We start from the raw sequence: 25,585 nt of genomic DNA on the forward strand, positions 1-25,585 counted from the left end.
AAATCTGGATGGTCTGTTTTTTTTAAGACTGATTGAAAATGGCGCTTAGCAATCGTAATCATCTTCTTTTAAAATTCTGCTGATTAATTTATGTGAAGACAGATATTCCACATCATTATCAAGATGATTTCTCATCCTTTCAAGTTCAAAAAGCACAGTTTTATGACTGCATTTTGCTTTTAAAAAACCGCTGAAAAAATCAAATTCTTTAGGCTGTCTTTTGGTTGATAGTTTACCAAGCTCATAATGATAGCTTTCTTTTTTTCTTCCCTCTTTGACTTTTAAAGGAAAAATATTGATTAAATTACCATCATCATCAAAAAGGGGTAGTTCAATATGGTGGTCGGTAAAAACAAGCTTGTTGAAAATAGTATTACAGTTCTCCTGCATTTCGAAAATACGTTTTTTCAGGTCACTAAGAAAAGAATCGTATACTATGGAATATCTTTTATGCTGTTTTCTTTTTTCATATATTTCCAGAATAGATTTTTCGTCATATAGAAATGTATTTTCTAAAAAAGGTTTAAATTTTTGGGATATTATTTTTACAAGTGAGGGGAAAGAAACTGTTTCCATTTTATTTTTTACTGCTTCAAGTTCTTCGGAGTATTTCGCAGTTACTGATTTCAGTTTTTCAATTATGATGTCAAAATAAGTATTAAGAAAAGAAGTATGCCGTTTTGTAATATCTTCGATTTTCACTTTAATGATTTCACAATTAAAATTATTGTTAGTATGGTATCTTAAATAAGTTATTGTATCTGGAGATCGCTCATAACCAAATACTGTAGATGATATAACCTTACTGTCTAATTTTCTGAAAGGATGGCCCACAAGCTCATTGCGGATTTCCCTGTTTAAAGAATAATCATTGTCCAGTTTTAAATCTCCCTTAACTATATTAGTTTTGAAAAGGATCAGCATCTCTTCAATGAAATCCTGCTGGACATAAATGGATTGAAGAAAGCTGATATGTGATGCAAAATTCTCAGCATGTTCTGCTCCGTTTTTTTTCTTGTAGATAATGTCAAATGTATCGTAAAAATATCCAAGGATATCTCCGAAGTAATTACTTTCGGCTTCAGGAGAAAAATTAATCTGATTGCGGCAGAATTTATTATCCCAGATAAAATCATTCCATACATCTGCGATTATATCCAATTTATCTTTTATCTGGTCTTTCATATTTATTATGTTTTGTTAATTGGCTTTATTCTTATTTTCGGATTTATTTAAAATTTAAAAGGTGTAAGTTTCCAAGATTTTCTATTCTGTATCATTAGTAGTACATTCTTAAAAAGTAGTTTGAATTTACCTTAATAATTCTGAGTTTTGAATTGGAAAGTTAATCAATAAGTTTTTTCTTTAGTTTCTATTTTTGAAGTTTATTTGAAGGCTTGTAAATTAAGAGATTTTACAATTTGTTCTAAAATGTAACATTTAAAAATTTTATTTTGTTCTTATCTGTACTAATTTTGACTCGTATAAAAATGGGAAGGATATGGCAAGATCGATTGTACACATAGATATGAACACATTTTTTGTCTCCTGTGAAAGGCTGACAAATTCTGCATTAAACGGGATACCGCTGATTATCGGAGGAGGGGAAAGGGGAGTAGTAGCATCATGCTCCTACGAAGCCAGGCGCTTTGGGGTACGCTCAGCCATGCCCATTCATATGGCCATGAAACTCTGCCCGCAGGCCAAAATTATGAAAGGAGATATGGAATTATATTCGCGTCTCTCCCACGATATTACAGAAATTATTCAGGAAAAAGCTCCGGTGGTAGAGAAAGCCAGTATCGATGAGTTTTATCTGGACATTACCGGAATGGATAAATTTCATGGCAGTTACAAATGGACAAATGAACTTGCCCAGACTATAATACGTGAAACAGGCCTCCCATTAACCTTTGCACTTTCCGTTAATAAGACCGTTTCCAAAATTGGTACAGGCGAAGGAAAACAAAAACAGAATCTTGAAATCCCGGAGCATTTGGTGCAGCCTTTCCTAAATCCGCTTTCCATCCAGAAAATTCCAATGGTAGGGGAGAAAACTTTTCAGATGCTTTCCAGAATTGGAATCCGTACCATTCAGACCCTCTCTGAAATGCCCGCAGAAGCCCTCCAGCGAATGATCGGCAAAAACGGAATCGAGCTATGGAAAAAAGCCAACGGCATTGACAATAATCCTGTCGAGCCTTACACGGAAAGAAAATCAATTTCTACCGAGGAAACCTTTCCTCAGGATACCATCGATATTGATCTCATTAGAAGAATACTGCATGGTATGGTCGAGAAACTTGCCTTTCAGCTGCGATCAGAGCAGTGGCTAGCCTCGACAGTAACGGTCAAAATCAGATACGCCAATTTTGATACCGAAACCAAGCAGTGCAGAGTTCAATATACCTCTGCAGATCATATACTGAACCAAATTGTTACGGAATTGTTTGAAAAATTATACCAGCGCCGCATGCGTCTTCGCCTTATCGGAATTCGTTTCAGCGGGCTTGTCCGCGGTACCTATCAGATCGATCTTTTTCAGGATACCGAGGAAATGCTCGCACTTTATCAGGCCATGGACCGAATGAAAACCCGATACGGTTTTGACTCCGTGATGCGCTGCGCTGGGGCAACCTTTAAACCCAACAATAAAAATGAAATTTTAAAACGTAAATCCCGGTAGATGTATCTCAATTGCCATTCCTTCCATTCCCTGCGTTACGGCACCATTTCCATCGAGGAATTGATTGCCCATGCAGTAAAATGCGGGGTTACTGCTATGGCACTCACCGATATAAATACTGTTACAGGAATTTACGAATTTATAAAAGGATGTAATGATGTGGGCATTAAGCCTATTGTCGGGATGGAATTCCGATATGAGCATCAGCTTCGTTTTATAGGCTTGGCAAAAAATGCAGAAGGGCTGGCTGAAATGAACTTTTTTTTGACCCAGCATAATATTCACGACATTGTTTTACAGCCTGCAGCTCCGGATTTTCAGCATGTCTTTATTATTTATCCATTGGAGAATGTACCTTTAGTTTTAAAAGAAAATGAGTTTATCGGTATCCGCCCCGAGCAGTTGCCCAAACTGATTTTATCGGATTGGAAAAACAGACAGGAAAAAATGGTTATACTCCAGCCGGTAACTTTCAGAAACAAAAAGGAATATAAACTGCACAAAATCCTGCGCGCAATTGACCTGAATATTCTTTTATCCAAACTAACCCCTGCTGACAGCTGTAGGGAATCTGAGGTAATGGTGGATATTCAGAGGATTTTGTCCTGTTACGGCCAGTATCCCGGGATCATAGCCAATACCAAGAAAATTATCGAGCAATGTAATTTTGAGTTTGATTTTAAAACCCCGAAAAACAAGAAGTATTTCACAGGTAGTCGTGAGCAGGATATGGTAAGGCTGACCTCGCTGGCAGAGCAGGGAATGGAATGGCGCTATGGAAAAAATAATGAAGAGGCAAGGGTCCGAATGATTAAGGAACTCAAAGTAATAGATCAGCTCGAATTCAGTGGGTATTTCCTAATTACATGGGATATTGTCCAATACAGCATTTCTAAAGGGTTTCTGCATATCGGGCGAGGAAGCGGTGCCAATAGTATTGTTGCCTACTGCCTGGGTATCACCGATATATGCCCATTGGAGCTGGATTTGTATTTTGAAAGGTTTCTGAATATAAACCGTAAAAGCCCGCCGGATTTTGATATCGACTGGTCTTGGAAAGAGCGCGATACAATCCTGAAATACATTTTCTCTAAGTATGGTCAGCAGCACGTTGCTTTCTGCGGTACTAACGTCGAGTTTAAGTATAAATCCATATTTCGAGAAGTGGGCAAAGTCTTTGGGCTCCCAAAAGAAGAACTCGATGCCCTGACTAAAAATCCAATGGAACTGCAGGCCAAAAATGAAGTGGTCAGAGAAGTACAGGAATTTGGAAAACTACTGGAGAAATATCCTAACCAGCGAAGTATGCACTCCTGCGGAATCCTGATCTCCGAGGAGCCTATTACCAATTACACCGTATTGGAGATGCCTCCAAAAGGCTTTCCCATCGCACTTTTCGATATGCATACAGCGGAGGATATTGGACTTGAAAAATTTGATATTTTAAGCCAGCGCGGTATCGGTCATATTGATGACAGCGTAAAACTTATTGAAAGGAATCGTGGCATTAAAGTTAATATACGGGATACTTCTATTTCGAAAAATGAGGTAAGTTGTAATGAGTTTTTGGGAATGGGCAGGACTATTGGCTGTTTTTACATAGAAAGTCCGGCCATGAGGGGACTTTTGCGCCGTCTGAAATGCAACAATTATAAAACTCTCGTTGCGGCATCCTCAATTATTCGTCCCGGCGTAGCCCAAAGCGGAATGATGAAAGAGTATATTTTCCGCCACAATCATCCCGATAAATTCGAATACTTTCATCCTGTCTTCAAGGAGCAGTTGGGGGAGACTTACGGGATCATGGTCTATCAGGAGGACGTTATTAAAATTGCCCTGCACTATGGAGGGCTTCCTGCGGCAGATGGGGATATCCTGCGCCGTGCCATGTCAGGAAAGGGACGCTCCAAGGCAGCTTTAGAGAAAGTGAAGGATAACTTTTTTACTTCCTGCCAGGCGCAGGGACATCCTATGAAACTCAGTGAGGAAATTTATCGTCAGATTGAATCCTTTGCGGGATATTCATTCTGCAAGGCCCACTCTGCTTCCTATGCAGTGGAAAGCTACCAGAGCCTATACCTGAAAGTCCACTATCCTATCGAATTTATGGTGGCAGTCATTAACAATCAGGGAGGTTTTTACCGAACAGAGGTATATGTGCACGAAGCCAGAATGTCCGGCGCAGTCATTCACAATCCATGTGTCAACAAAAGCGAATTTGAAACTACGCTATATGGAACCGATATATATCTTGGATTTATGCACCTGCAGGGATTGGAGGAAAAAATTGCCATTATGATACAAGAGGAGCGCTGCCAGAACGGTGATTATAAATCACTCGATGATTTTATAAATCGTATTCCTATCGGTATCGAAGGCATACAAATTTTGATTTTTATTGATGCATTTCGCTTTACCGGAAAAACAAAAAATCAATTGCTGGTTATAGCACGACTTATAATGGTGAATTATAAACCCGAGAACAGAACCCCCCTTCTGCTGCAGGAGCCTGTCAGGGAATATGTACTGCCGGAACTGCTCCGCTCTCCTTTTGAAGATGCCTTTGATGAGATCGAACTTTTAAGTTTTCCGGTTTCCTGCTCGCCCTTTGATTTGCTGCAGACTAAATTCCGGGGTGATGTAATGGCCAGGAATCTGCTGAAACACCATAAAAAGACAGTCCGTATGCTGGCCTATCTGATCTCCCGTAAGCACGTTCCTACCAAGATGGGCGCGATGTATTTCGGAACCTGGATAGATGCCGAAGGTGAGCTCTTTGATACGGCCCATTTCACAGGAAGCCTGAAGGAATATCCTTTTCAGGGAGGAGGTTGTTATTTGTTGCTGGGCCATGTGGAGGTGGATTATCACTTCCCGACTATTACCGTTACCAAAATGGCAAAAATGCCTTTTATTCCTGATCCCCGATATTCTAACACCAATGACAGGCAGTACAAAGTGCATGAACAATTACGTGAAGATATTAGTATGACGCATCGTGCACCATATCCGCAGGAACATGAGATTAACTTACCGCGCCACAAAATGTAACAGCACTAAGATCGAAAGATAAAATTTGAAAATTAAAACCCAATATGTATTTAGAACATATGAAAATATCGAAAGATTATTTACTGGTATGGAGAAAGGTGCAATTATTTTGAGTTTTTTTTCTCTGCAGTTAACAGTAAATTAGGTAATTACCCTTAGTGCAGTTCGGAAGATTATCATTAGTTTTAGATTGAAAATTATAATAAATATTATTATGGCAGTATTTAATTCTCGTGATCTTTCTGTTTTAAAAAGCAGTTGCGGATATATCGATACCTTTATAGATGGAAGTACGGTAGTTGGTATTGATAAGATTTTAACTAGCGAACAAAGAAAAGTGCTGCCAGACGTGGATGGCAATGCATCTCAACTTTTGAGGTATACGATGCTGAGTATATGGTATAATAAAGAACGAAAAGTTCCTTTTTTGGCAGCTTATAATATTGATGGCAGCCTTAAAAGAACTGGTGCAAATAGGGTTCAGTTTAAGGATGATCCAAGAATATCAGCCTCACTACAGCTTAATAACTCATTTTATAACTTAATATACAATAGTAAGGAAACTGAATTTGAAATTGGTCACATGGCTTCTCATAATGAAATGGCTTGGGGATTAAAAAAGGAGATACAGGCTGAGCAGACTTTTCATTTTACCAATAGTGTCCCTCAGGTGGAAAAATTAAATTCTGGTTTATGGAGTAAACTTGAGAGTTACGTTATTACTGAAACTAATGAAAGTGATAACAAGCGAATATCCGTATTTACAGGACCAATGATTGCCGATGATGACCCTACATATGTTAAAGACAGATCATTTCAGCTTCCGCTGTTTTTCTTTAAAATAGTAGTTTTCTCTTTTGAAGGAAAGCTATATAGTACAGCTTTTGTTATGAGCCAGCTTAAAAGGCTTAGGGAACTTGAACTCATTGATGCTCCGGTAACAGGATACGAGAAAGGTTTTGTTTTACCTAAACCATTCAGTGACTACAAGCATAAGGAGGTTTTTCAGGTTAATATCCAAAAAATAGAGGCATACACTGGTCTGAATTTTCACTGGGATAATGTGGAACCTCTAAATATTGAAGAGGATGAAAGAAAAATTTATAAAATTGCCCAAACAGGCGGGAAGCTCAAAAATAAGCTGGCAAACAACAATACTTATAATTCAGTCCCTATTCTGACCAATATGGTGCTGCCTGGAAGAAATAATATTTTGTTTTAAATAACGTTAGTCTTCACCTGTGGCGATCTTTTTAAATGATATTTCAGAAAAGTTCTTCTATTAGACCACCTGTTTTCCTATTACAAATAATTGGGGTTTATTTACTCGTCCAATAAACTTTATTTCCGATCCCAGAAGAAAATTCACATAGGCATCAGGATTTCCGGTGCTTTCAATTTTTCCATTATCGTAATAAGTTATTGAACCGCTTAAAGCCAATTTACCATTTGCATGGTAAGCTGTTACACCACTCCATGCCAATTTTCCATTATCGTGATAAGCTGTAACTCCTGTCCATGCAATTTTGCCATTAGCATGGTACGCTGTTGATCCGCTCCAGGCAAGTTTTCCATTATCATGATAGGCAGTAGGGCCGTTCCATGCAATTTTTCCATTTTTATGATACGTAATAGTAGGCATATGCAGATGAGTTAATAAATTTATTAAAATTAGATTACAGGCAATGTGTGATTTTTTATTCTGAATCTACTGACAAAAATAAGAATTTATGCTGAAATATTTGATTATTATTAAAATTATATTATTCTCATCTCGAGGATTGTAATGTGCGAAATTTATCCTGTGTTGCCTGATTTATCTCAGAATTTGCTCAATTTTAAAAGTGCGGGCAATACCACTGCAATCGCCGCTGCTTTCTATTAATTCCAAATCTCCTTGGTTATCTGCATTGATATTTATAGCTTCTCCACTAAAAAATTCTATATGAATTTTCTTTTCCTTGTTCCAATGCGAAACTATGCTTGTACTGACCAATTGGTTATTGCTGAGTTCTTGAATTCTTTGAATCAAACTGTCTATTTCAATTCCTATATTTTCTATTTCTGTTAACATTTTATAAGTGTTTTATATTATAGTGCAGGAAGTGTGTTTTGTTTATTTTATGTAAGGCATTTTGATTTTATTTTCTGCTATTTTTTTAAATAAAAGAAAAGTGACGATTTCTCCTCCTAATTATCACTTTCCTTGCTACCGCTTATTAAACTTCCCCGTAAATACTCATAGAATTCTAATTTTAGTTCGAGTTCTATCCACCTTATTTTATATCAGTTTCAGCATACGTTCGTTTAATTCCTTCGCCATTTAAACTCTGCCACCTCTCCTGTGCAGTAAGTCATCATTTCAGGTCTGTGTATAAAAGAAATTGAAGTTTATTTTCATTCGAAACGGACTAAAAGGGCAGCCAAATTAGTGTCCGCCGGGTACTGCATGCGCATAACAGCTGCGCTGCCCTTCGGGACTTATAGCACTCCGTACCCGTTAACCGGACACTGGATTCTTGCTTTCTTTTTTTCCGTTTTTTCTTTTGAAAACAATTTTTAGAAAAGGCAGGGAAAAAGAAATTTTAAAAATAGTAATCACTAAAATTTAGAATTATGGAAATCACAGGACGCTTAACCAGAGATGCTGTTGTTGCTAATACAGCAAAAGACAGACAGGTTGTTAACTTCTCCATTGCAGTTAATGACACCTACAAAACCAAAGACAGTAATGAAGTTAAAAAAATAGTCACTTTTATTGACTGCTCGTATTGGCTCAGTGCAGGTATAGCCCAGTGGCTCAAAAAAGGCACAATGGTAGAACTATTCGGGAGAATCGGCGTGAATGCCTATCTAAGCAGTGAGGGTAAAGCCGTAGGCAGTCTTACTTTTCACACCAGCAATATTAAGATACTGATTTTCGCCTCAGACACTCAGCCTGTACAGTCGGAAAATTTTTCTGCCAAGAAAATTAAAAAAGAAGAGCCTGATGACCTGCCTTTTTAATTCGGATGATAAATGTATAAGTCTAAAGAAATGAGTTATGAAAGCCTTAGAAAAATCAATATACGCCCATTACGATGTACGCCTAGCGTTCAATAAAATCATTCTTTCCGATTTGGAATCGTATGACGGAACTAAAAAAGAACAGCTTAAATCTTTCCTTGAAGACCTGCAGAACGGGGGATGCATTAGCGGTATGATCTCCGAATTTATTTATCATGCGGATTGCAAGAAATTCTACATCCAGCATCTTGAAGATTTGGAAAACATCAGGGAAGAAATCGAAGATTCGCTTGGCGAAGCTGTAAAAATCCGAAACAGCCTGCCTCACTACACTTTTATGTGCTGGCTTTGTTTCGAAGAATACTGTTTTGACATCTACAGAAGCAGTTTTGAATAACACTTACTGTTCAATCTTAAATCAACTATTATGAAAGCTTCAGACAAGTTTAAAACCATTATAGAAAATTATCTCAATGAAACTGCGCAGAGCGATACCATCTTTGCGCAGAACTTCAGTAAAGCATCCAAAAACTTGGAGAGCTGTTTCAACTACATTTTTGGTGAGGTAAAAAAGACTGGATTCTGCGCCTTTGACGATTCTGAAATATTTTACATGGCAGTTAAATATTATACCGATGACAGTATTGCCGAGCCTGAGCCTGTACACTGCAGAGTTTTGGTAAATCCCCCTGTAAAGGCTGATTTGTTTAGCTCTGCAACAGAAGTTCCTCAAAACAGCATCGTTCCAAAAACGGAAGTGCCTGCTCTAAAATCCGCACCAAAAACCTTAACGCTCTTTGACCTATGATACCTAAAACCATCATCGAAAAGCAGATTACAGCTTTGAGCGTCTCCCTTAAACCTGTAACAGAAAACATGCAAAGGAGAGCGGAAAGAGAAATTTTCCTGAAATGGACTGTGCTCTCAAGGGGAAAATTCCATTGTTTGGAATGCACCCATACTTGGAAGCCTGATGCGCAGAAATCATCCTGCAAAAACTATATGAACTGCAAAGCATGCAGGGGGAAACTCAAAATACAGCAGTACAATCAGGTGCATTTCAAGGAAATAGAGTACTGGGCAGTTTTGAATGTATACGCAGGATTTCAGGTGGTGCGTATTATCTGCTCGCATAAAAACATGAAAAAGAATTTCATGCCGACTTACTTTCACAAGGAAGTCATGCAGCACTGGATAAATCCAAAAGGGGAGGTACGTACACTCTCGCTCGGCACCAATGTTTTTTCAAATACCTATGATGCGTGGCAATATTACTCGCCCCTTGAAATCCGTCCCAAAAATTTTGAGGATTCTCCCAAATACCGCATTAATCCTTATAAGGTTTATGCAGGAGGTAAGGTACTTGATGTCCTGAAAAGAAACGGCTTTCAAGGCAGTTTTTACACCATAGCACCGCAGGTGCTTTTTACGGCTCTTTTGAAAGATTCTTATGCTGAAACACTGCTTAAAGCAGGACAGACAGATTTTTTGAAACATTATCTGTTGTCTCACGTACAGCAAGTCAGGGAGAACTGGCAGGCGGTTAAAACGTGTTTTAAAAACAGTTATAAGGTGTCAGATTTTACGATTTGGGAAGATTACATCTCACTTCTCAGATGGTTTAAAATGGATTTAAGCATTCCTCAGAATGTCTGTCCTGAAAACTTAGCTGAACAGCATGACAGGCTAGTGGAAAGAAAGCGAAAAATCCAGAGACGCCTTAAAATAAAGGAACTCCGCTCGGAAATACAGCAGGCGCAGATTATTTATGAAGAGCATAAAAAACAGTTTTTCGGACTCGAGTTCACAAAGGAAAATCTCAGTATAAGCGTTATGGAGAGCGTTCAGGATTTTCTCGAAGAGGGTGAAGTGCTGCGTCACTGCGTATTTACCAACGAATACTATAAAAAGAATAACTCGCTTATCCTTTCGGCTAAATTTGAAAACAAGCCTGTAGAGACCATAGAGGTAGCGCTTCCCTCACTTGAAGTTGTGCAGTGCAGAGGAAATAAAAATAAGGATTCCCCGCATCACAAACAGATCCTAAAACTCTTGAATCAGAACCTGTATCTGATTAAAAAGCGTCTAAAAAACAAAAAAGTACTCCGAGCCGAAAATTAGTTTTTGGCTTTTTTTTAACAAAATGTTAAATTTCGGCGAGCAGACACTTTAAGGCGGGGATATTGTCTCAGGGGTTCAGGCTTAATTTCAGAACAAAGTTCGGGAACGAAAGGCGGTTCGCCGAAAAAAATTCCCCCATAAACGCAGGTGAAAAACCTGCTTTATTGCGTTGCTTTTTTCGCTCGCTTTCTCATTCCCGGCTCAGGTTCCATAATTAATCTTAAAAACTTTAGAAATCATGGAAACTTCAAAAACACTTCAGAACTGGAATCAGGTAGCAGAAATTGAATTGGTCTACAAAACAAAAGTAAAAGCATCCGAAAGACCTTTTATAAATTCTTCAAAAACGGCTTACCAGCTGGCACTCCAGTCCTGGAATCCTGATACAATAGAATTTTTCGAGCAGTTTAAAATCATACTTTTAAATCAATCCAATAAAGTGCTTGGCATTTACGAAGTATCTTCTGGAGGTATTTCAGGCACTGTGGTTGACCTCAGACTAATATTTGCAGCAGCACTGAAAGCAAATGCAGTATCGCTGATTATGATTCATAACCATCCTTCAGGACAGATTAAACCTTCTGAAGCTGATAAACAGATAACCGGAAAAGTCAAGGAAGCTGGCAGAATACTCGATGTTGCACTGCTGGATCATATTATCATTACTCCCGAAACCTACTATTCTTTTGCAGATGACGGAGCTTTTTAGCTCCGTTATATTTTTAGTAAATAGCTTAATTCACTTCTCTAGTAACCGCAGCAAATTTTAAAAGGCTTCTACATAGAAAATTTAGCGGCCAAAAATGCAAGTGTATTCAGATCTGATGGCTCCATGATTATGGGATTCGATTATGAAGCTTAAGGAGGAACAAAATAGTTTTAAAAAAAATCTATAATTCACATAATTCTGTCATGCTGTGGGTTGAAGCCTGCCGCCCCGCAATTGCACTTCCTTCGTCGGGACATTTTCGGGGCGCTAGATACTCAAATCTTCAAGTACTACTGTTAAGAAAATTGATTCACAAAAGATTTTATTGCTAATTCCAAATTTAATTAATAAATAGATTGGCAATAATTTATATATTAGCGAAAAATCTTAATTTATATACAAGAAAATTATTAGATATTTATTTATTTCAATGCTGATATGGAGGATTTTTTAAGAAAATACAGAGACCGTCTGCGGATTATAATTATCCTATATGTTTTTTGTGAGCAGAGCAAAATTGCGGATTCGGAATATTTTGGAGTATTCCGCAGTGAAATAAAAATTCAGGCTTTGGATTTTCTGCTGAGGTATCCTGATTTTCTATCAATGGAACTGATTGATTTAATGGACAATGATAGTACTATAAATCAAGATGAAGTAAGCGAAGTTATATCAAAGATATATTTAGATAAGGAACCAGAATTAAGGGTTGAAGAAATGGAAAAATTTTTTCATGGAGCTTATGAAAGTATTGATGAAGTTATTGCCTTTCATGTCAGCATAGGGTTTCTTAAACATGAAAGTAAAAAAAGAACTGATGGAAGGACATATGATAAAAACTATTATATCACAATGCATTGTGCCGAAAGGATTGAGAATCATCTGAAATCAATTTCCGCTGTGCAATGGTATTTTGAGCGTTGCGAATTAATTAAAAAATACTTCGGCAGTTTTACAGGAACCCAGCTGAAAAGTAGGCAGTATAATTATTCCGAATACAGTAATATATCATATAAGAGGCATATTCAGAATGTAAACTCAAAAGTTCGAGCAGCCTATCATGAGAGATTTAATAAACAATTATTATGAGCAGTACAGAAATCAATTATAAAGACTTTGTTACATATGTTCACAAAAAATTCGAAGAGGAATTGTCTTTTGATGAAATTGAGGATATCCTTTTTTTGGAGGAAAGCTACAATAAAGACAGTCCTGCATCTATAGGTAAATCACTCTTACTGAATAGACTTGTTTTTTCAGGAAAAAAAAGTACAGGCGAAACCGTTGCTTTCGATCAGACCCTTTATAATGGGATTAATATCTGGATTGCAGATAATCACAAGGGAAAATCGACAATATTTAAGATAATTAAATTTGCTCTTACCGGAAATGACAGCATCAAGAAAGACATCAAACCCTGGATTGAGGAAATTCTATTGGAATTTACTATCGGCAAAGTTACGTATACGTGTCATATAGACCGGACTGGACGAGATAGAGGAAGTCTTTACCGCTTTACTATCGAACAGTATAAAACCTATAAAAGTGAATTTAAGTTAGATGTAATTGAAAAACAAGTTGAGTTTTCTTTTAACAGCAGGCAGGATCTTGAAGATAAACTACAGAGTTTCTTTTTCGAACAGTTTTCATTTTATATTTTAAAATATACACAGAAGAGCAGTGCTAAAGATTCTTTTGACTTAAATACCTCAAGCCTGAGCTGGTCAACATATTTTAAATCAATTTATCTTGAATCCAATAATTATGAGCATTTATTTTTTGAACAGGAAAAAATAGGGCTGCAAGGGAAGAAAATTTTTGAAATGGTTCTGGGTCTGCCCCTGACTTATCCTATAAATATGCTGAAGATTCAGCAAGATCGTGTGAATGAAAATATCGGAAAGATAAAACTTGTTGACAAATCAAGAATTGATACTGCAAAAACTTCGAAAGAAGAACTTGATAAAAGGTATCAGGAAGTAATAAAAGAACTGGAGTCAGCAGGCCAAAACTCTGGAATTACCTTTCAAGAGCGTCCTTTGATTGAAGAGTATTCAGCTATTCAGCATAAAGTCAACAAAATAAGAAAAGAGCAAAGGGACTTCACAGAATTTTATCAGGCAGAAAAAACTAAACTTAACCGCATTGAAGACGAATTTAGTAATCTTCAGAATGACAGGAGAAAAGTTGATGCAGAAATTTTACGGCTTCAAAAGCAGGAATTGAATATGGATCTGTACAGACAATCGCAGAGTTTTTTTACTAATTTGGATATTAAGGCATGTCCTCATTGCGAGATTAAGGTCAGCGATGATAAAAAGGAAAAGGAAAAAGAGCAGCACATTTGCAGCCTATGCGGAGAAGAATCTAAGGAACAGAAGATAGAAGAAGCCGAAATCCTGCAGAAATCAAGCCAAATTCAGCAGGAAATTAAAATCCACAATGAGCGTCTTGCCAAAATCACCAAAAGTTTGGATGAAAAATCAATCCTGATTAAAGATGTAAAAAAGAAGGCAGAAGATTATAGCGCAAAAATCTCTTTGAGTCCATCCATTGAGATGGATAACAAAAGGCTTAATGAAATAGAAGACGAAATAGCATTGATTGCAAGAGAACGTGAGAAACACAAAGATAAGGTTGAAAAGAAAGAAGAGCTCATAAAAGAACAGGCTGTGCTGAATTTCCAATTGGAAGAAATTAAACGAAATCAAAGCACTATCATTTCTGATGAACTTGACAACCTAAATTTTAAAAAAACTGTTTTAGAGTTTGCCCTGTCTGCACTTGAAAAAAAGCGAAGCCTTTTGAACAAGGATATTTTAGGAAAGCTTGAGGCACTCATCCTAAAAGAAGTGAATGCATTTGGACTAAAGAGTATTACAAAAGTTATTATAAGTGAAAAATATGAATTGATTTATACTCAAAATGATGTTCAGATAGGTTTTAATGATTTAAGTGAAGGAGAAAAGCTAAGAGCAAAACTGGCATTTTACCTGAGTCTTATCCAATTAGATATTGAGCATAGTCTTGGAAGACATCCGCGATTTTTGATATTTGATTCTCCCGGCAGTGAAGAAATGGTTCCCCAGCATCTTAAAGGATTAGCAGAAATTTTTAAGGATATTAATAATAGGTTTGAAAAAGAGCTCCAGATATTCGTCGGATCTGCATTAAGAGAGTTTTCTCAAATTACTGATGAGGATCGTACATTTATAAAAAAAGAAGACGAATTTGTTTTTTAATGGATAATTATCACAAACATTTAGAACTTTTTAAAAGTGGAAGTATATTTGAGCAAGTCAATTTCTTAGATAATTTCAACAGCAGTAATTTGGTTGATGATTTAAGCCCAACCGACTTGTCTAATATTTTATTCAAAGGGGTGGAGAATTCTTCTAACGCATATGTAAGACGTTCGTGTTTTAAAATAATTTGCGATTTGACTCTTAATGGAATACTCAGCAATAAATTTAAAACCGCTGGTCTTTTACATGATTTTCTTAATAATGACGATCCGGAATTGATAACAATTGGCTTGAAATATCTTCCATACTTTCCTGAAGTATTTACGCAAGAAATAGAAGAATTTCTTAAAACACATTCTGATAGCCAGAATGCAGAAATATCCAGCCAGTCTTATGTATGTCTGGGATTAAACAGCATTTCCGAAAATATAGGAATTGAGGATGTATACCAATTGGTAGAAAATCTTGCAATAGCGGAACGTTATTTTAAAGCTGCATCAGCTGCTGTTGAAAACCGTGACGATGCTGATTATTATATACTGCTGATCCAATGGATATCGGCAATAATGTCAAATAATTTATATGAATCGGATAATAAACTAGAAGCACTGCAAAAATCCCTGATGCTTAGAAATCTTTATGAAAGGGACGGAATGGAACTTGATTTTCTAATTTTTAAAATGATTCAGAATATCAAAACAAGTTATGATATTTTACACAATTCAGGGGAATGGGTAGATTTTATAACTAGTGTCCGTAGTCTGATGAAAGTGAACTCTGAGATTGAAATATTACGCAGTTTTCAAGGGAGTAGTAAAGGTTTGATGAAAAAGATTGATGATAATTTTTTTAATAAGTTAGAGAGCCACATTTATAAAGCCCATCTTATAGCTGAAAAGAAAAGGTTAGATGTATTGAAATCCAGTGATGAAGAGAGTTTTGTAAAATTTATTGAGAAAATAATAAGTTATTTCCCTGATGTTCCTGATCCAAATCCTGAAAATTACGATCTTCTTATTTTGCTTCAGCAGAATTTTGGACAGGAAGGAATTGATGCTTACCAAAAGATTAGAAATAAAGAGTTACCTGTAGAGAAAGCTTTCTCTGATCTTCTAAAGAAAAATAATAATAATGAGCTGCCATTTAAGACAGGAAGTATTCATGGACAGGAAGTATTTACAGCTCTGGTAACTCAAATAGATACTCTTCTTCCAAGTTACAGTGATGAGAAAAAAACAGTATTTTTAAATATTCTTGAAGAAGTCATCAGATATGCTAGATTGACTTTTGTAAATAATGATAAAAGCCGTTTTTCTTTTCTATACAGTAAATCTGAAAAAAACGGAAAAGGACAAGATGCAGTAGAGCAGGATCTGCAGGACAGCATGCTCTTTTTTTTCGAGCATTCAAAAATTGCTGATGGACTTGGTCACGAACAATCAAAATTTGTTGATGGAGGAAGGGTGGATATACTTTATAAAAAGGACATTATTACAATTCCAATTGAATTAAAAAGGTCTTTAATACGGCCGAATGAATCTATCTTAGAGGAGAATTATTTGGCTCAGGCACAGACATATACAGCAGGATATGATCAGCTGGGGATTTTTGTTCTTCTTGAACTAAGTGAAAAGGAAAAAGAAGCGCCTGCAAATTTTAAAGACTGGTTTAAAATTCATCATCTCAAGCCATCAACTAATCTTACAGTTAATTTTCCTGATTTTGTTGTCTCAGCAGTTATTCCTGGAAACCGTACCGGCCCGAGTTCAAAAAGCACTTATAAATAAATTAGTGTTCACGATAAACAGTAGTGGATGCTTTTTTAATTCACTATATATTGTTTTATATTTGAATAATTCTCAACCTTTTATTTATGAGCTCTAGTACTTTTTATGATAATATTCAAAGAAATCTGCTGCTGTATTCGATGGAGCTTGAGATGTCTAATTCATCAGGTTTATCCAGTACCTCTGTGCATGCTGAAAACGTTTTCTTAAGACTCTTTAACATGATTTTCGGATGGGAACTAGTTAATGGCAACGCTGAGAAAATGAATCAAAATGGGTACGATCTTATTGATTTAAAACGCAATCTTTATATACAGATAACGGCAAATAAAACATATAAAAAGAAAATTGATTATTCGCTTTCGCAGATGCATAGCGTTGAAAAAGCTGAAGGTGCGGAGCTTATCATTTTTTTTATAAGACAAAAAATAACACCAAGCCATAAAAAGAAATCCAATCTTAATGGACTTAATTACTGCGCAGCAGATATTAAATGGTTGTTGAAAGAAATTCTGCAGCGTTGTGATGCCAAAGCTCTCGCGGAAATTGATACTTTTTTAAGAGTAGAGCTTGCTCCTTTGAAAATACAACTCGCAGTACATTCATCAGCAATACCCGATGGGAGTTTAATGCAGGAACTGATTCCTGAAAAAGATGGCTTTTATGTCCAAAGGAATGAATTGGTTAAAAACATATTTGAGTTCAGTCAGCAAGATAATGGTCTGCTGGTGGGAGGACCGGGTTTTGGTAAGTCATTTATTATTGATGCCCTCCAGCGGTATTATTATCAACAGAATATTCCCTGTTATGTGCTGCGTATTAATGAGCTTATTGATGGTGACCTGACAGAAATTAATGAAAATCTCGGTTTTACTGATGGATGGCTCGATAAACTGGCTTTAATAAGTTCAGATGATAAGCAGTTTAAAAGCCTTCTGATATTTGATGGCTTAGATACTGCAAAAAACGAACGGCTGAAAGATAAAGTGTTCAAATATATCCGCAGTGCTTTAAAGAGGCTTAAAGGTTCATGGAATATTTTAGTGGGATGTCGTACTTACGATGCAGCAAAATCTATATCCTTGCAGTTATTGTTCCCCGGGGCAGGCTTTGACAGCGGTATATTAGGCTGCAGGAACATAGAAATCCCTTGTTTTAGTGAACAAGAAGTCAAAGATATATTTTCTACTTATCCTAAAATGGGCGAGAAAGTAAAAGGCTGTACAGAAAATCTGCTGAAATTGTTAAGTGTTCCTTATTTTATGGGACTTCTTGAACAGATTGTGAATCATGGAACAGATGAAAAATTAAATCTCTCGGTAGTAACAACAGAATCACAGCTCTTAAATTTTTATTGGAGAATCAAAATACAATCAAACCGTGCGCTTGACCTATTTGCCCACAAAATCACCAGTGCTTTTGCAGGTATTCCAAGCCTTTCAATAGAAACATATAATATAGTTGCTGCTCAGGATGCCGTAGAGTTTGAAGAACTTTTAAAACAGGGAATAATAGTAGAACACGGGTTGCATCGAAAGAATATTTCATTTGCGCATAATATTTTATTAGAATATGCAGTCAGTTATTATCTGCTTTATAATCAGGCGAATAAACAGATTGACTTTATTAGCAGTAACAACAGACTGCCTTTTTTGTTCAGGCAGAGCTTTGTTTATTTCTATAATGATCTCTGGCACTACAATCGTGATTTATTTTGGGATCATTATTTCCAGATCAAAGCAATAAAGGAACCTCTTTTCAGGCTTTTCCATCAGACAATTCTTGACTACGTTATTATAGATACCTATATAAGCTCAGAAGACTTAAAGCCTCTTGCCGAAGAATTGGGTACTTTAGAATATGGAGAATCCGTCCGCAGGATTCTTGAATCATTGTGGTTTATAAATAAGGGCAACGTGCGCTTAAAAGATGTCATTTTTCTAACCGGGCTATGTGATAAACTGCATCCTGATTTATTATGGCAGCTAGGAGTTCATTTAGAGGCGGCAATCAGATTTTATTCAAAGAATAATAATGATATTATGACAGAACTCTCTAAGGCTTCCAGAGAGTACATGAGTTATGTGATGAAGGAGCGTTTAGTGTCTGATCAAAAAAAATATATTGACAGTAATGCCGGATATCGCGGTATAAAAAATCTCTGTTCTACTTTTTCTTTCGAACCTGGGAGTGCGGAAAATATTTTAAAAAACGTTCTTGAACTGCTTGGCGAAGATGATTTTCCTATTACTTTCTTTCATACCCTTGGTGAATGTTTAGAACAAGTTTTTGCATCAAATGCTCAATTTGGAGCCGATATCTATAGAAAGATTTATTATCATAGAGAAACCAGCAATAAAGTTACGTCAATGGGCACTGCTGTTCTGCAGCTTAACAGCAATCGAAAACAAGATTTTGCACATAATTATTTTGTTCTTGAAAAGAAATTCAAAGAACTTCTTCAGATTAATTTTCTCCCCGCAGCAACTCTGGGTGCTGATATTGTAAATAAGGCCAATGCAGAAGGGAACTATAAACCTGAGAAAAATATATTCTCTGTCTGTGTTGGGGCAGTGGAAGCATCAATACTTTTAGATAATTCCTATTATGAAAAAGATGAGAAGAACGGACCGTTTGCACACGGAAGGATGATTTTTGAAGCTTTAGAACTGAAGACTGCACTTGAAGAACAGAAGATTATTCAAAACAGGATATATGAGATTGCAAGTGTAATTCAGGCCGCATATCTATGGCGCAGACTCCTGAAATATCTTAATGAAAATATAGCTTTATTTCAAGTTATAGTTTTTGAAATACTTTCCAATAAAATATTTTTTGAAAGTGATGAAACAATGTATGAAGCGGTATCTCTTTTGGAAAGAGCATGGCCTTCAATGACTAATACTCAGCGCAGAAAAATCGAAGAAATTTTTTTTAAGCTGATGCATCCTGAACCTTTTTATCATAATGAATTATGGATGGTGAGCCGCCTTAAAAAGATTTTATCGGTAATACCGCCTTCGACCCTGCAGCTTGCTGCATCAATAGAATTCTTGGATAGAAATGGCGTCACTGAAAATAAGCAGATGCTCTCAAGAGGACTGCAGATGGCCCAATCACAAAGTCTGACTCAGGAAGAGAGAATGGCTGGATACGGTTTCATGCCGAACAATCAAGAACAAAGTAGTATATACGAGCTCTTTAAAATAGTGGAGGGTTTTAATGAAACTTTTAGAAAAAATGAACAAAATAAACAGTATGGAGTTTTAAATGAAGAAGAATTTGAAGCGGCTTATAAGCTTTTTCAGTCCGCTCGGTCCAAGATGCTAGGAGTTGGGCTAATCCAGGCTTCATGTGATAACGCCGTTGCAACTTTTGCCAATATTCTTTCAGCTCACCCACAGAAAATATCCGATGAGAAAACCTTTTTTCTAAGAGAGGTATCTATGTATTATATTTCAATTGATGATTATAAAAGCAAGACATATGAGCAGGGTGAGTTAAGCAGCCGTTTCGGTGGGGCATATTCTCCAAGTGCACGAACAGCCTCGGTACTTACCTTGATAAATTTGATGTATGATTCGAAAGATCCTTCGCTGGAAGAGACTGTACTGGCTCTTATGAGTGATAACATGGCTATTATAAGGTTAAAAGCACTGCCAGCACTTTCTTATTTTTGGAATGTAAGCAAAGTTATATTTTGGGAAAAGGTATTTGAACGTGTTGCAGCTGAGTCTGATGGTCTGTGTATGAATGAAATAATCACGAAATTATGTTTTGATGATCTAATAAAATGTAGTATTGAGAATATTGAGAAAGTTTCCTTGTTAATTGCTGAACGCTTGTCAGCAGAGGACGGTGAAACTTACAGTGAAATTTGGAGTAGTTATGTAGTTCTGCAGCTTATGAGAGTACTTCGTCATGACAGGCAGTCTGCTGTAAAAGGAATTAAAGACAATTTGAAAAATAAGGAATTTTCAAGAACTTTGATTTTTGAAATTAATGGAACTCTTGATTCCTTTAATGCAGGAAAAAACTATATTGAAAATCTCGATAAATTTTCGGTCCTGATTGATCTATACAAAGAAGTTCTAAAATTCAGATTTGACTTTTTGAAAACTCTTGGTATTTCTCACGAAAGTGCTGTTGATCATTTTGAAATAGTTGATAATGTAATTCAGAACATCCATTTCATATTAGATTTTGAAAATAATAATGGTTCCCGCAAATTATCCAAAGTGGAAAGAAAGGCTCTGTCCAGTAAATTAATGCCTCTTCTAGAGTATGCCGCAGTGCAGTCGGAATACTTGGAAAGCGGTTTTATGGTGGCGCATACAGGATTTTATTTTATGAAGAATCTCAACTTTTTAATTGATTTTGATCCCCAGCGCGTTCTTGAACTTAGTGCAAAGGTAGTTATCTGTGCAGCTAAAAATGGATTTACTTATGATCAAAGCACTCTTAAAGAAGTAGTGAAGCTTACAGAAAGCCTAATTGCTGATCATAAAAAAGTTTTGTCTATTTCTACTAATTTTGATAAACTCATTATTATACTGGATCAGTTTGCCCAGTCAGGTTCACAGGAAGCCCTGCAGCTTACCTGGAGTTTGAAGGATGCTTTCTAATATTTATTGAATTTAGCGGTTTTGTTTTGAATAGAGAACTCTTAAGTTAATTAAAATAGAAAATAAATGGATTATTTGGAGATTGATTAGAAACTTAGCCTGTCGAATAAAGTTTAAAATGATTGGCTTTCAGAAAAGAAATATCTCGTTTCGTGAAATAAAATAATTGTTTTGTTCCATATTTGTACCATTTACGTGTAATGTGTTGTTAATCAGGTATTGTTATTTTCGAAGAAGTAAAATAATTTACTCGTAGAGGCGCACTGCTGTGCGTCTCTACAATATATTACCAAAACCGAGTCATAAATGGCTCGGTTTTTTTTATAGGTTTAAAACTCTATATAGTCTTCTTTTTTTTCTATAATTACTTCCCCCATCATCATTTCAATATCCATTTTTACTTGTATTTGAAGTTTGTTTTTGAGTTTAAATTCTTTGTTTTCAAATCCAATGTAAGAGAAAATTAAAGTATCTCCTTTTTTTGCTTTAATTGAAAATTTCCCATCAAAATTAGTTTGAGTTCTAATTTTTGTTCCTTTTAGGACTACGTTGGCACTAGGTAAAGGAATATTTTGATTATCTAGTAAAACACCTGAATATTCTTTACGTTTGTTATTTGAATCTGCATCTAAAGAATCACTCAATTGCTTTTGATCAGTTTGTTCGATTCTTACATTGCCTTGTGCAGTAGCTGATTGAGTGCCCAATCCTAAAAAGGCAATTATGGATGCTGCAGCAATCATCCAAATCGATTTTTTTTCTTTGGGAAGAATTAAAGTCCGGTCTAATTGTGAAGCTCTAAACTGACCGCATAAATTCTCGTTTCGATTATATTCCAGAAGAATTTCTCTGTCAGATGATTTTGTGAAATCAACTACATTTTTTTGACAATTACTGCAAAATCTGCCTTTTTCAGTAGGAGTCATTTCGCTCCACTTTTCGTGGCAGGGTTCCGGAATGGAGATTTTTATTTTATGGATCATTTTGATAAATTGATTTTAATAAAAGTAATTATTTTTTTGATTTGTTGACATTATCTTCCTATCAAAATAACCATCATCATTTCCCATTCAGATTCTTTTTTGTAATATTACTATATAAATCATTTTGAATGAGAAAGATAAAATACAAGAAAGGCAGGAAGCTTCAACATGTTAGTTTTGAGTACACTGGGTCGCATAAAGGTCAGGAATCTGAAATGCAGCTTTTTGTATATGACAATGAAGATGTTATAGAATATGAGAAGTTTACGGTTTTGGCATTAAACACTTGTATTGATACTACCAAAAATAATTGGCTGAACATTCACGGATTAAATGATCTCAATCTGATTAAAACGGTTGGAGCGCACTTTCAGTTGGATGATTTTTTATTAGCCGATATTTTAAATACAGCCAAAAGAACAAAGCTGCAGGAACAACGGGAACTATTGTTTTTCAATATCAAATCGATTTTGCCTTCTGAGGAAGATTCGGAAACAATCAAAGCAGAGCAACTGAGTTTTATTTTAAAAGATGGTATTTTAATTTCATTTCAGGAAAAACGAAGTGATTTCTTTACCCATATTCGTGAGCGATTACGCACTCATTCAGGGATTGTTCGCACTAAAAAAGTAGATTATCTGCTCTATTTATTACTGGACGCTGTAATGGAAAATTTTTACATTACAATTGAAAATGAAGAAAATAAAATCGAAGAATTAATAGATCTGACCAAAAAAGGAGCAGACCCTATTATTTTAGAAAAAATAGAAAATCACCGTGATAATTTTAATTTTCTGCGCCGTTCTATAGTTCCGCTTCGGGATTCTTTGTATGATTTAAAAAGCATCAAAGACGATAATATATTCAATGATATAGAAGCCGATACTTTTAATTTTTTTACCAGATTGCATCAAAAAAGTCTCGAACTTTTAGAGCAAATCGATTCGGACATGAGCTCATTAGAAAGTGCTTCCAACTTTTATTTTTCGGAACAAAGCCGAAAAATGAACGAGATTATGAAAACGCTCACGATTATCTCGGCAATCTTTATTCCGTTGACTTTTATAGTAGGAGTGTACGGAATGAACTTCGATTATATGCCCGAACTTCGTTCTAAAAACGGGTATTTTATCGTAATGGGAAGTATGTTTTTACTGGTGATAGCCCTGATTGTTTATTTCAAAAAAAGACGTTGGTTTTAACTTTTGTTTTAATATGAAAAATTCAGAATTGTTCGATATTTGTTTAAAATCAAAATAGAAAGTATGAGTAAAGCGATATACATAGCCACAAGCGACCAAAACAGTGGAAAATCGATTGTAACATTGGGTTTGATGAGTATTTTGATTGGTAAAACTGCCAAAGTAGGCTATTTTAGACCTATTGTGGAGGATTTTATTGATGGCGAACTGGACAATCATATCGAAACTGTTCTTTCGCATTTTAACCTTGATATTCATTTTGAAGATGCTTATGCGATTACGAAAAGCAAATTAATCAAAAAGAAAAATAAAGGGAAAATAGGAGAGGTTTTAGATTTGATTATCGAAAAATATAAAAAACTCGAAGAACGTTTTGATTTTGTTTTGGTAGAAGGAACAAGTTTTACGGGTGAAGGAACTTCTATTGAACTGGATTTGAATGTTTTAATAGCTAAAAATCTAGGAATTCCAACTATCATTATCGGTTCTGGAGTGGGTAAAACCTTAGAAGAATTGGTAGACAGTTTGTATCTGGTTTATGATTCTTTCAAAGTAAAGGAAGTCGAAGTTTTATCTGTTTTTGCCAATAAAGTACAACCGGAAAATATAGAATTAGTTACCAAAGGATTGCAGAAAAGCCTACCTGAGAATGTTTTGGTTAATACCATTCCGCTTATTTCGACTTTGAACAATCCTACGATGCAGGAAATCGTGAATGAACTGGATGCTAAAATATTATTTGGAGAAACCTATCTGAATAATGAAATTGGGCATTTTAGTGTTGGAGCCATGCAATTGCACAACTACTTGGTTCATCTTCACGACAACGCTTTGGTAATTACGCCAGGAGATCGTTCGGATATTATTCTGGGTGCGCTGCAAGCCAATGAATCGGTTAATTATCCAACCGTTTCGGGAATTATCCTTACGGGAAATATACTTCCAGAAGAAAGTATTTTAAAACTTATTGAAGGGCTTTCTACTATTGTTCCGATTATCGCGGTTGATGGCGGAACCTATCATATTACCAACAGAATTGGCGCTATCAAATCTAAAATTTACGCCAATAATACCCATAAAATCGAAACTTCGATTAATACTTTCGAAAAGTATGTAGAAGTTGAAGCATTATCTGAAAAATTAATCACGTTTGTGGCTGAAGGAATGACGCCTAAAATGTTTCAGTACAATATGGTTAAACGTGCCAAACAGCACAGAAAACATATCGTTTTGCCAGAAGGAAACGATGAAAGAATCATTATTGCAGCTTCGCGATTATTAGCGATGGATGTAGTAGATATTTCGATTATTGGGGATAAAAAACAAATAGAAAGTAAAATAACCGAATTGGGAATTTCATTTGATTTTTCGAAAGTAAACATTATCAACCCAATAGAATCTAAGCATTATGATGATTATGCTAATACCTATTATGAGCTTAGAAAAGCGAAGAATGTTAGCATAACAATGGCAAGGGATTTAATGGAAGATGTTTCGTATTTCGGAACCATGATGGTCTATAAAGGTCACGCAGACGGAATGGTTTCTGGAGCGGCGCATACTACACAGCATACGATTTTACCGGCATTGCAATTCATTAAAACCAAACCCAATTCATCGGTAGTTTCATCGGTGTTTTTTATGTGTTTAGAAGATAGAGTTTCGGTTTTTGGTGATTGCGCTATTAATCCAAATCCTACAGCAGAACAATTGGCAGAAATTGCTATTTCATCAGCAGAATCAAGCGCCGCTTTTGGTATTGAGCCCAAGATTGCGATGCTTTCCTACTCTTCCGGATCCTCAGGAAAAGGGGATGAAGTCGAAAAAGTAAGAGCAGCAACCGAAATCGTAAAACAAAAACGCCCCGATTTAAAAATTGAAGGCCCAATTCAGTATGACGCTGCAGTGGATAGAAGTGTTGGAAAGAGCAAAATGCCCGATTCTGAAGTAGCAGGGCAGGCGAGTGTACTTATTTTTCCAGATTTAAATACAGGAAACAATACGTATAAAGCTGTTCAAAGAGAAACAGGAGCTTTGGCCATTGGTCCAATGTTACAAGGCTTAAACAAACCTGTAAATGATTTAAGTCGTGGCTGCACGGTGGATGATATTATCAATACGGTGGTGATCACAGCGATTCAGGCGCAAGGGTTTTAGGTAGTTGTGCGTT

Annotated in this window: 18 protein-coding genes; 14 read left to right on the forward strand and 4 right to left on the reverse strand. The window is 36.0% G+C overall.

Annotation, left to right across the window (positions count from 1 at the left end; all coding sequences use genetic code 11):
* Positions 1 to 45 precede the first annotated feature (45 nt).
* The gene (locus GON26_RS11570; protein WP_160374936.1) at positions 46 to 1,185 is read right to left on the reverse strand and encodes a hypothetical protein; all 1,140 of its coding nucleotides are present in this window, start codon (positions 1,183 to 1,185) and stop codon (positions 46 to 48) included.
* A gap of 316 nt (positions 1,186 to 1,501) precedes the next feature.
* Here GON26_RS11570 and dinB point away from each other — a divergent pair, with 316 nt between their 5' ends.
* The 3 genes from dinB to GON26_RS11585 all read left to right on the forward strand — a co-directional run bounded on the left by dinB (position 1,502) and on the right by GON26_RS11585 (position 6,959).
* Positions 1,502 to 2,686 carry a DNA polymerase IV gene (gene dinB / locus GON26_RS11575; protein WP_160374937.1) on the forward strand — a complete coding sequence of 395 codons (1,185 nt, stop codon included), beginning with the start codon at positions 1,502 to 1,504 and terminating at the stop codon, positions 2,684 to 2,686.
* The gene (locus GON26_RS11580) at positions 2,687 to 5,737 is read left to right on the forward strand and encodes a DNA polymerase III subunit alpha (protein WP_160374938.1); all 3,051 of its coding nucleotides are present in this window, start codon (positions 2,687 to 2,689) and stop codon (positions 5,735 to 5,737) included.
* Between the two features lie 214 nt (positions 5,738 to 5,951).
* The gene (locus GON26_RS11585; RefSeq protein ID WP_160374939.1) at positions 5,952 to 6,959 is read left to right on the forward strand and encodes a DNA/RNA non-specific endonuclease; all 1,008 of its coding nucleotides are present in this window, start codon (positions 5,952 to 5,954) and stop codon (positions 6,957 to 6,959) included.
* Between the two features lie 60 nt (positions 6,960 to 7,019).
* On the opposite strand, the gene GON26_RS11590 is transcribed toward GON26_RS11585, so the two are convergent.
* Together GON26_RS11590 and GON26_RS11595 are read right to left on the reverse strand one after the other, a co-directional pair.
* Positions 7,020 to 7,379: a hypothetical protein gene (locus GON26_RS11590; RefSeq protein ID WP_160374940.1), complete on the reverse strand. Its 360-nt coding sequence runs from the start codon at positions 7,377 to 7,379 to the stop codon at positions 7,020 to 7,022.
* 174 nt (positions 7,380 to 7,553) lie between these two features.
* Positions 7,554 to 7,811: a hypothetical protein gene (locus GON26_RS11595; protein ID WP_160374941.1), complete on the reverse strand. Its 258-nt coding sequence runs from the start codon at positions 7,809 to 7,811 to the stop codon at positions 7,554 to 7,556.
* Positions 7,812 to 8,353: 542 nt separating this feature from the next.
* Between GON26_RS11595 and GON26_RS11600 the strand changes: the two genes are divergently transcribed.
* From GON26_RS11600 to GON26_RS11640, 9 genes are all read left to right on the forward strand, one after another.
* Complete coding sequence (locus GON26_RS11600) at positions 8,354 to 8,743, forward strand: single-stranded DNA-binding protein (protein WP_160374942.1); 390 nt, start codon at positions 8,354 to 8,356, stop codon at positions 8,741 to 8,743.
* 37 nt (positions 8,744 to 8,780) lie between these two features.
* Positions 8,781 to 9,140 carry a DUF7222 domain-containing protein gene (locus tag GON26_RS11605; RefSeq protein ID WP_160374943.1) on the forward strand — a complete coding sequence of 120 codons (360 nt, stop codon included), beginning with the start codon at positions 8,781 to 8,783 and terminating at the stop codon, positions 9,138 to 9,140.
* A 30-nt stretch (positions 9,141 to 9,170) separates the two neighbouring features.
* A complete protein-coding gene (locus GON26_RS11610) occupies positions 9,171 to 9,551 on the forward strand; it encodes a PcfK-like family protein (protein WP_160374944.1) in 381 nt (126 codons plus the stop codon).
* Positions 9,548 to 10,864, forward strand: coding sequence for a PcfJ domain-containing protein (locus tag GON26_RS11615; protein ID WP_160374945.1), 1,317 nt, complete (start codon positions 9,548 to 9,550; stop codon positions 10,862 to 10,864). Before GON26_RS11610 ends, GON26_RS11615 begins: the two co-directional genes overlap by 4 nt.
* 238 nt (positions 10,865 to 11,102) lie before the next feature.
* Positions 11,103 to 11,573 carry a JAB domain-containing protein gene (locus tag GON26_RS11620; protein WP_160374946.1) on the forward strand — a complete coding sequence of 157 codons (471 nt, stop codon included), beginning with the start codon at positions 11,103 to 11,105 and terminating at the stop codon, positions 11,571 to 11,573.
* Between the two features lie 438 nt (positions 11,574 to 12,011).
* Entirely contained in the window at positions 12,012 to 12,662 is a 651-nt protein-coding gene (locus GON26_RS11625) for a hypothetical protein (RefSeq protein ID WP_160374947.1), read from the forward strand.
* Between the two features lie 62 nt (positions 12,663 to 12,724).
* Positions 12,725 to 14,815, forward strand: coding sequence for a coiled-coil domain-containing protein (locus GON26_RS11630; RefSeq protein WP_160374948.1), 2,091 nt, complete (start codon positions 12,725 to 12,727; stop codon positions 14,813 to 14,815).
* The gene (locus tag GON26_RS11635) at positions 14,815 to 16,605 is read left to right on the forward strand and encodes a hypothetical protein (protein ID WP_160374949.1); all 1,791 of its coding nucleotides are present in this window, start codon (positions 14,815 to 14,817) and stop codon (positions 16,603 to 16,605) included. Before GON26_RS11630 ends, GON26_RS11635 begins: the two co-directional genes overlap by 1 nt.
* 86 nt (positions 16,606 to 16,691) lie before the next feature.
* Positions 16,692 to 21,230 (forward strand): SMEK domain-containing protein, encoded by a 4,539-nt coding sequence (locus GON26_RS11640; protein ID WP_160374950.1) that lies wholly within the window; start codon positions 16,692 to 16,694, stop codon positions 21,228 to 21,230.
* A gap of 329 nt (positions 21,231 to 21,559) precedes the next feature.
* On the opposite strand, the gene GON26_RS11645 is transcribed toward GON26_RS11640, so the two are convergent.
* Positions 21,560 to 22,213 (reverse strand): carboxypeptidase-like regulatory domain-containing protein, encoded by a 654-nt coding sequence (locus GON26_RS11645; protein ID WP_160374951.1) that lies wholly within the window; start codon positions 22,211 to 22,213, stop codon positions 21,560 to 21,562.
* A gap of 128 nt (positions 22,214 to 22,341) precedes the next feature.
* On the opposite strand from GON26_RS11645, the gene corA reads away from it, so the two are divergent.
* Together corA and pta are read left to right on the forward strand one after the other, a co-directional pair.
* Positions 22,342 to 23,415, forward strand: a complete 1,074-nt coding sequence (gene corA, locus GON26_RS11650) for a magnesium/cobalt transporter CorA (RefSeq protein ID WP_160374952.1) — start codon at positions 22,342 to 22,344, stop codon at positions 23,413 to 23,415.
* 63 nt (positions 23,416 to 23,478) lie between these two features.
* Complete coding sequence (gene pta / locus GON26_RS11655; protein WP_160374953.1) at positions 23,479 to 25,572, forward strand: phosphate acetyltransferase; 2,094 nt, start codon at positions 23,479 to 23,481, stop codon at positions 25,570 to 25,572.
* The last annotated feature ends 13 nt before the right edge of the window (positions 25,573 to 25,585 follow it).

Origin of the sequence: Flavobacterium hydrocarbonoxydans (assembly GCF_009789235.1) — a bacterium.
Taxonomy (GTDB): Bacteria; Bacteroidota; Bacteroidia; order Flavobacteriales; family Flavobacteriaceae; genus Flavobacterium; species Flavobacterium hydrocarbonoxydans.